This window comes from Halomonas sp. 707D4 (assembly GCF_024158685.1).
Taxonomy (GTDB): Bacteria; Pseudomonadota; Gammaproteobacteria; order Pseudomonadales; family Halomonadaceae; genus Vreelandella.
Map to the genome: position 1 here is coordinate 1 of NZ_JAMZBD010000136.1, position 7,162 is coordinate 7,162.

Sequence of the window (7,162 nt, forward strand, 5' to 3'; positions counted from 1 at the left end):
GGCGGGGGATCTCTGGTGGCTCTATCGCAGGCCGGCGTTGGGCGTCGTGGCGCTGTGCGCAGGCGTGTCCGAAAAAGCCCGGCGAGCGAAGCGAGCAAGCGTCGAGCGCTCGCTGGCGCTCGAGGCCTGGGCCATGGCGCGCCTGACCCAGGCGCTCGAGGGTGAAACGTGGCTGCGCCGTCACGGCAGCGGCTTGATGATGGCCTTCGCCGTCTTGTTGGCACTGTTACTGATCTGGGAGGGGATGGGATGAGCCCGTCGCACCGCAAGACCACGTCCCGGGGACGGCGCGCCCGTACCCCGGAAGAGATTCCCAAGCTCGGCTTGCTCGACGTCGGCTGGCGGGTGATCCGCGCGGCCCGGCGCAACCGGTTGACCATGCTGGCCGCCGGCGTTGCCTTCTACGCGCTGCTGGCGCTGTTTCCGACCATCGCCGCAGTGATCTCTCTGTGGGGGCTTCTGTTCGACCCGGTGGAGGCGGGCCAACAGCTCTACGAGATCGGTCGTTTCATCCCCGGCGATGCGGCGAACCTGATCGACCAGCAGGCGGACCAGGTGATCGAGAACACCGAGGCGGGCAACTTCATGGCCGCCATGATCGGGCTTGCCATCGCCATGTTCGTCGCTTCAAAGGGCGTGGCGGTGCTGGTGGTCGGGCTCAACGTGGTCTACGGAGAGAGCGAGAAGCGTCCGTTTCTGCATCGCACGGTGCTTCTGACGGCGTTGACCCTGGGGCTGATCGTGATGACCCTGGTGTCGCTGGGGTTCATCGCGCTGATTCCCATGGTGGTGGACATGCTCACCATCGAGCCGCCGGTGGACCAGATCATCAAGTGGCTGCGCTGGCCGGCGCTGCTGATCATGATGAGCTTTCTGATCTCGCTGCTCTACCGCTTCGCCCCCTACCGGCGCAAACCGCGCTGGGTGTGGATCAACTACGGCACGCTGTTCGCCACCGTGACCTGGCTTCTGGGCTCCGCCGTTCTTTCGCTCTACGTTCGCTACTTCACTGCCTTCAGCGACCTCTACGGCTCCCTCGGCGCCGTGGTGGCACTGATGATCTGGTTCTGGCTCTCGGCGTTCATCGTGCTGTTCGGGGCCGAACTCAACTGCGAACTGGAACGCCAGACGTTGAGCGACACCACCGTCGGACGCCCGCGCCCGCTTGGTCATCGCGAAGCTTTCGCTGCCGACACGGTGGGCGTGACCAACCCTCTCGGCGGCGATGGTGACAAGCGCAACGATGACGACAAGCGTGACGACGAGTGAAACCGCGCCGCCTGTCGGCGGCGCGTGAGGCGGGTTTACAACAGCTCTTCGGCGGCGAGCGCCAGGCGCGAGCGCTCGACGCTCTTCAGGGTGATGTGCCCGGCGTGGGGCCAGTCGCGAAAGCGCTCGACCACGGCGGCCATGCCGCAGGTGTTGGCGGTGAGGTAGGGCGTGTCGATCTGGCCGACGTTGCCCAGGCAGACGATCTTGGTATTGCGCCCGGCGCGGGTGACCAGTGATTTCAGCTGCTTGGGAGTGAAGTTCTGCGCCTCGTCGATGATCAGGAAGGTGTCGTTCAGGGTGCGCCCGCGCATGAAGCCCGGCGAGCGGATCTGCACCCGCGAGCCGATCAACTGACGGGTGGCACCGTTGTCCCAGCTCGACTCGCCGTCGTCGTTGCGCAGCAGGTTGTCCATGTTGTCGTGGAACGCCCCCATCCAGGGCGACATCTTCTCCTCCTCGGTGCCGGGTAGAAAGCCGATGTCCTCACCCATGGGGATCGGCGCGCGGGTAAAGACGATGCGCTCGAAGCGCTTGGTGTCCAGGGTCTGCTGGAAGGCAGCGGCCAGCGTCATGTAGGTCTTGCCGGTACCGGCGTTGCCGGCCACGGTGACCAAGTCGATCTCCGGGTCCATCAGCAGGTTCAGGGTGAAGTTCTGGCGGCTGTCGTGGGCGTGAACCCCCCATACGCCGGCGTGGTGACGATAGTTGATCAAAAGCTGGAGCGTGGCGCTCTTGGGGCCGAGCTCGCGCACGATGGCCTCGAATTCCGCACCGTTTTCGCTGTCGGAGACCAGCATGCCGACGTGCCAGTCCGCCGGCATGTCGCCGCTCAGGTGGTAGAAGGTGTGGTGGTTCTGACGCTCGACGTTGACCTCGACGTTGAGCGACTCCCAGAGCGACGCGCCTTCGAGCCCCGAGTGCTCGACGACGCTGGCGCCTTCGATCATGGCGTCGCTGTCCTCGAAGGCGCGGTCGGTGAGGTAGTCCTCCACCGGCACCCGCAGCGCCGCGGCCTTGATGCGCAGGTTGATGTCCTTGGTGATCAGGATCACCGAGGCATCCGGGCGCTCGTCGCGCAGCCGGCAGGTCTCGGCCAGTATCCGGTTATCCGGCGAGTCGCTGACCTCGTCGAGCAGTTTCAGATCGTTGTAGCACAGAAAATGCAGCCGTCCGCTGTCGCCGCTCAAGCGGGGAATGGGAATGCCGTCCTGGACTTCCTCGAAGGTGACCTGGCTGGTGAGATCGGAAAGCGTGCGACTGACCTGGCGCGCGGTCCGGGCGATTTCGCGAATGCCGTTCTTGTGCTTGTCGAGCTCCTCGAGAACGGTCATGGGGATGACCACATCGTGCTCTTCGAAATGATAGAGGGCGGCGGGGTCGTGGATCAGGACATTGGTGTCTAGAACGTAAAGCCGGGTGGCTTTCTTATCGAGTTTGACCATCGTGGAAGTCGCTCCTGGGTTGACGGCAACATCGACACTGGCAGGGCTCCTTGACACGGAGATGACACTGCCGGCGCTTACTCTAGCGTGTCCTTGGCTCTCCTTCTGCGGCCTTTTTCTTAGCGTGGAAGGTGGCGGCGCTTTTTTCCAGTCAGGCGTTTCAACGCAGGCAGAAAGATCGACGCAGGCAGAAAGACCCCGAGGGGGCAGGGCCATCAGCCCTTGGTGGCGAGCTTAGTCCTTGGTGGCGAGATAGTGGCTCACCTTGTCGAGCAGCACGCTGGCGACCAGCCCCAGGTTGTCGCCTTCCAGGTAGCGGTAGTGGTAGCTTTCCAGCGCCAGCTCGTGGGGTAGCCGGCACAGCGAGCGCTCGGCCAGCGCCTCGCTCACCAGCGGCGCGGGCAGCAGCGCCCAGCCGGTGCCCTGGATCGCCGCATCGCGAATCAGCTCGAACATGGTGAGCCCCAGGAAATTGGCCGAGAAGAGCGCCTCGCTCACCAGCCGATCCTCTTCAAGATGGCTCAGGCAGACCTGGGTGTACTGGGCGAGATCCGCCTGGCGCACGAGGGGCAGCCGGCTCAGCGGGTGGTGAGGCGCGGCGATCAGGCGCATGCCGATGGGCGCCAGCGCAATGGCCTGGTCGAGTGCGCGCTCGGCGGTATAAAGGCCAAAGGCGATATCCACCGTCTGGCGCAGGATCAGCCCGTGGTGCGCCTGGGGCGGGGCCAGGTAGACCGAGATCGCGGTCAGTGGAAAGCGCGTCTTGATCTCGTGCATCACGTTTTGCCAGAAGGCTTCCGGCAACGCGTCGTCCCGGGCGATGCAGAGCTGGCTCTCCACGCCCTTGTTGTGCTGCTGGCAGTACCGGTTGATGCGCGCGGCGCTGGTGAGCAGGCGCTGGCAGTCCGGCAGGATGCTCTCGCCGGTGGCGGTCAGGCTCAGGCTGTTGCCGGTGCGCTCGAAAAGCGCCACGCCCAGGTGATCCTCCAAGGCACCGATCATGGCGCTCAGGGTGCTGCGCTTCACGCCGGTAAGGCGGGCGGCGGCGGCGAAGGAGCGCTGTTCGGTGACATCGATGAAGGCCTGGATCTGTTCGATACGCATAAGCTTTTATTCTTTAGCGCCAAATTAACTGGCGCTGAGCGATTGGTATAAGGGTGTCGGCGCCGTTAGTATGGCGCAGTTTTCAACCCCTTTCAGGAAGTATTCCCCGTGTCATCCCCGGTTGTCGAGCGCCGTGCGCTCAGGTTTTCGGCGCTCTCCGCCTCTTTCTTCGCTGTTGCCGGTCTTGTCATCGGCCTCTCTTCGGGCTCCATCACCATCTTGTTCGACAGCGGCTACTCGCTGTTGAGCCTGGTGCTTGCCTCCCTGTCGCTCTGGGCGCTGACCCATGCCCAGAAGCCCGCCGACGAGCACTACCCCTTCGGGCGGCTGACTGTCGAGCCGCTGGCAGTGCTGGTCAAGGGCGTGGTGATCGCGCTGGTATGCCTGTTTTCGCTGGTTTCGGCGCTGTGGAGCCTCGCCCACGGCGGGCGCCTGGTGGCCCTCGACATGGCGCTGGTGTTCGGTGCGATCAACGTGGCGGGGTGCCTGGCTACCTGGTGGCGACTGGCGCGCTACGCGCGCGGCTCGCACTCGTCGCTGATCGCCGCCGAGCTCAAGCAGTGGAAGATGGATACCTGGTTGAGTACCGCGGTGCTGCTCGGCTTTTTGCTCACCTACGCGCTCACCTTCACGCCGCTTGCGGCCTACGCGCGCTTCGCTGACCCCGCCATGGTGCTGGTGATCGTCGCCTATTTCCTGCCCATGCCGGTCACGATGATCCGCGGCGCGCTCAGGGAACTGATGTTCGGCGAACCCGGCGGCGGCGTACGCCGCGAGCTGGTCGGCCAGGTGGCGGATTTCGACGTTCAGAACGAGGATCTGCGCCTGGCGCGGGTAGGCAATTTCCTGATGGTCGACATTCAGCTCGACAAGGCCCGCATCGACGATGCCGAAGCGATCGTCGAGAGCGTGACGCGCCACTGCAAGCGCCGCCAGCTGCGCCCGGTGACCAGCATCACTCTGGTCACCTGAGCGGCGAAAACGATTGACGCCTTTGCCAGGCGATGGTATCTAGCCCTGCCGACAATCGGATCGGACTTTTTCGAGGGTTTCAAAACATGCTGTTCAGCCGCTGTTTGCCCATGCTGCTCGCCACGGTTCTCGTGGCGGGCTGCGCAAGCACCACCGTCGCCCCGCGCTACACCTCAAGCAACCCGGACGTGCTGCGCGTCGGCGGCGAGCGTCCTGCCAATGCCGACCCGCGCACCGAGGACATGGGCTCCTACTGCCTGGAAACCTCCGAGCGCTGGAACGAACATGGCCGCACGCCGGACGGCCAGACCCTGTGGGCCAAGGACACGCTGCGTAAAGTGATGCCCTGCAAGTAACACCGCGCAAGGCCCACACCCAAAACGACGCCGGGGAGATCCCCGGCGTCGTTTTGCATGCGTGAGCCGTGCGTCAATCCCCTTTCTTCTCAGGCTTGCCCTTGCGCTCGGTGCTGGCGAAATCCTCGAGCTCCTGCTCGCTCATCGAGTCGTACATCTCTTTCGAGGCGCCGACGAGCTCGCTCACCTTGGTCTCGCCGCGCTTGGCGGAGAGTGCCGCGCCTGCGGCCTTCTGCTGGGCTTTCGATTTTGCTGGCATGTCGGTCTCCTTCTGGATGAGTGCGTTTATCTTTCATCGCGCGCTTTGCTAAAGTCTAGCAGCCCCGCCAAGGCCTGCCAGACGGGCAGGGCGCCCACGCCATCACCCACGCTGCGACAAGAAGAGAGCGCCATGACGCCCGCGATCAACACCGCCAGAAAGGCAAACATCAACTTCGAGCTCCTGGAATACACCCACGACAGCAGCGCGGCCTCCTACGGGCTCGAGGCCGCCGAGAAGCTCGGGCTCGACCCGGCGCAAGTGTTCAAGACCCTGGTGGTCGAGCTCGATGGAAAGACCCTGGCGGTGGCCATGGTACCGGTGACCCACCAGCTCGGGCTCAAGCAGGTCGCCAAGGCTGCCGGCGCCAAGAAGGCGGCCATGGCGAGTCCCGCGGCGGTCGAGCGCGCCACCGGCTACGTGCTGGGCGGCGTCAGCCCGCTGGGCCAGAAAAAGCGCCTGGCGAGCTTCATCGACGACTCGGCGCGCGGCTTCGCCACGCTCTACGTCAGCGCCGGGCGACGCGGGCTCGAGATCGCCCTGGCCCCCGAGGCGCTGGCCACGCTCTGCCAGGCGCGCTTCGCGCCGCTCACCGCCCCCTGAGCGGCGCCGACAAGGCAACCCCCGGCGCTTTCTGGTATGGTGCTCCCTTTCGTCCCGTTCAGGATATTTTCGTGGCCGACACCTCTTTCGCCTCTCTGGCACTGCCTCCCGCCCTCATCGACAACCTGGCCTCGCTTGGCTATCACGCGATGACCCCGGTGCAGGCCCAGAGCCTGCCCTTGATGCTCGACGGACGCGACGTGCTGGCTCAGGCCAGAACCGGCTCCGGCAAGACGGCGGCCTTCGGCCTGGCGCTGCTGGCTAAGCTTTCGCTCTCCAGCACAAGCGTGCAGGCGCTGGTGCTGTGCCCCACCCGGGAGCTGGCCGACCAGGTCGCCGAGGCGCTGCGCCGGCTCGCCCGCACGCTTGCCAACGTGAAGGTGCTCACCCTGTGCGGCGGCGCGCCCTTCGGCCCCCAGCTCGCCTCGCTCGAGCACGGCGCGCACATCGTGGTGGGCACGCCAGGGCGTATCGACGAGCACCTTCGCAAGGGGTCGCTGTCGCTTGCCGGGCTGACCACCCTGGTGCTGGACGAGGCCGACCGCATGCTCGACATGGGCTTTCGCCCGGCCATCGAAGCGATCATCCAGGCCACGCCAGCGGCGCGCCAGACGCTGCTGTTCAGCGCTACCTTCCCCGACGAGCAGGGCGAGGGCGAACTCGCGGCGATGACCCGGGGCGTGCTCAGGGAGTACGCAAGCGTCATCGTCGAGGAGGAGCACGACGCGCGCACCATCGAGCAGCACTTCTACGACGTGCCCGCCGACAAGAGCCGCAGCAAAGCGCTGGTGGACCTGCTGCTGCACTACCGGCCCGCCACCAGCGTGGTGTTCTGCAACACCAAGCGCGAGACCGACCAGGTGGCGGACCAGCTCGCTGACGCCGGCTTCAGCGCCGTGGCGCTGCACGGCGATCTGGAGCAGAAGGATCGCGACCGGCTGCTGGTGCTGTTCGCCAACCGCAGCGTGTCGATCCTGGTGGCCACCGACGTGGCCGCCCGCGGGCTCGACATCGAGCGGCTCGACGCCGTGTTCAACTACCAGATCGCCCGCGAGCTGGACGTGCACGTCCACCGCGTGGGGCGTACCGGCCGGGCTGGCGAGCGCGGCATCGCCGCCACGCTGGTCGCTCCGGAGGAGCACTACCGCCTGGAG

General features: G+C 65.7%; 8 protein-coding genes and 1 pseudogene. 6 read left to right on the plus strand and 3 right to left on the minus strand.

Annotation, left to right across the window (positions count from 1 at the left end):
• Both BIS11_RS07755 and BIS11_RS07760 read left to right on the plus strand, forming a co-directional pair.
• Positions 1-253, plus strand: a pseudogene (locus BIS11_RS07755) (hypothetical protein); the annotation flags it as partial.
• Positions 250-1,269: a YihY/virulence factor BrkB family protein gene (locus BIS11_RS07760; protein WP_253585887.1), complete on the plus strand. Its 1,020-nt coding sequence runs from the start codon at positions 250-252 to the stop codon at positions 1,267-1,269. The pseudogene BIS11_RS07755 and the gene BIS11_RS07760, both read left to right, overlap by 4 nt.
• A gap of 35 nt (positions 1,270-1,304) precedes the next feature.
• On the opposite strand, the gene BIS11_RS07765 is transcribed toward BIS11_RS07760, so the two are convergent.
• Positions 1,305-2,714: a PhoH family protein gene (locus BIS11_RS07765; RefSeq protein WP_253585888.1), complete on the minus strand. Its 1,410-nt coding sequence runs from the start codon at positions 2,712-2,714 to the stop codon at positions 1,305-1,307.
• A 234-nt stretch (positions 2,715-2,948) separates the two neighbouring features.
• Positions 2,949-3,818 carry a LysR family transcriptional regulator gene (locus tag BIS11_RS07770; protein WP_253585889.1) on the minus strand — a complete coding sequence of 290 codons (870 nt, stop codon included), beginning with the start codon at positions 3,816-3,818 and terminating at the stop codon, positions 2,949-2,951.
• A 108-nt stretch (positions 3,819-3,926) separates the two neighbouring features.
• Between BIS11_RS07770 and BIS11_RS07775 the strand changes: the two genes are divergently transcribed.
• Both BIS11_RS07775 and BIS11_RS07780 read left to right on the plus strand, forming a co-directional pair.
• Positions 3,927-4,790 (plus strand): cation diffusion facilitator family transporter, encoded by an 864-nt coding sequence (locus BIS11_RS07775; RefSeq protein ID WP_253424869.1) that lies wholly within the window; start codon positions 3,927-3,929, stop codon positions 4,788-4,790.
• Positions 4,791-4,876: 86 nt separating this feature from the next.
• A complete protein-coding gene (locus BIS11_RS07780) occupies positions 4,877-5,146 on the plus strand; it encodes a hypothetical protein (RefSeq protein ID WP_253424872.1) in 270 nt (89 codons plus the stop codon).
• Positions 5,147-5,219: 73 nt separating this feature from the next.
• Here the strand turns inward: BIS11_RS07780 and BIS11_RS07785 are convergent, their stop codons facing one another.
• Positions 5,220-5,405 carry a DUF3008 family protein gene (locus tag BIS11_RS07785; RefSeq protein ID WP_253424875.1) on the minus strand — a complete coding sequence of 62 codons (186 nt, stop codon included), beginning with the start codon at positions 5,403-5,405 and terminating at the stop codon, positions 5,220-5,222.
• Between the two features lie 132 nt (positions 5,406-5,537).
• On the opposite strand from BIS11_RS07785, the gene ybaK reads away from it, so the two are divergent.
• Entirely contained in the window at positions 5,538-6,008 is a 471-nt protein-coding gene (gene ybaK / locus BIS11_RS07790; protein ID WP_253424878.1) for a Cys-tRNA(Pro) deacylase, read from the plus strand.
• A 71-nt stretch (positions 6,009-6,079) separates the two neighbouring features.
• The coding region (dbpA, locus tag BIS11_RS07795) for an ATP-dependent RNA helicase DbpA (protein WP_253585890.1) at positions 6,080-7,162 on the plus strand (1,083 nt) is incomplete at its 3' end.

Excerpts from the sequence above, each read along its gene's own strand:
- BIS11_RS07780 (WP_253424872.1), top strand. The coding sequence starts at position 4,877 with ATGCTGTTCAGCCGCTGTTTGCCCATGCTGCTCGCCACGGTTCTCGTG.
- BIS11_RS07760 (WP_253585887.1), top strand. The coding sequence starts at position 250 with ATGAGCCCGTCGCACCGCAAGACCACGTCCCGGGGACGGCGCGCCCGT.
- BIS11_RS07770 (WP_253585889.1), bottom strand. The coding sequence starts at position 3,818 with ATGCGTATCGAACAGATCCAGGCCTTCATCGATGTCACCGAACAGCGC.
- BIS11_RS07785 (WP_253424875.1), bottom strand. The coding sequence starts at position 5,405 with ATGCCAGCAAAATCGAAAGCCCAGCAGAAGGCCGCAGGCGCGGCACTC.
- BIS11_RS07765 (WP_253585888.1), bottom strand. The coding sequence starts at position 2,714 with ATGGTCAAACTCGATAAGAAAGCCACCCGGCTTTACGTTCTAGACACC.
- ybaK (WP_253424878.1), top strand. The coding sequence starts at position 5,538 with ATGACGCCCGCGATCAACACCGCCAGAAAGGCAAACATCAACTTCGAG.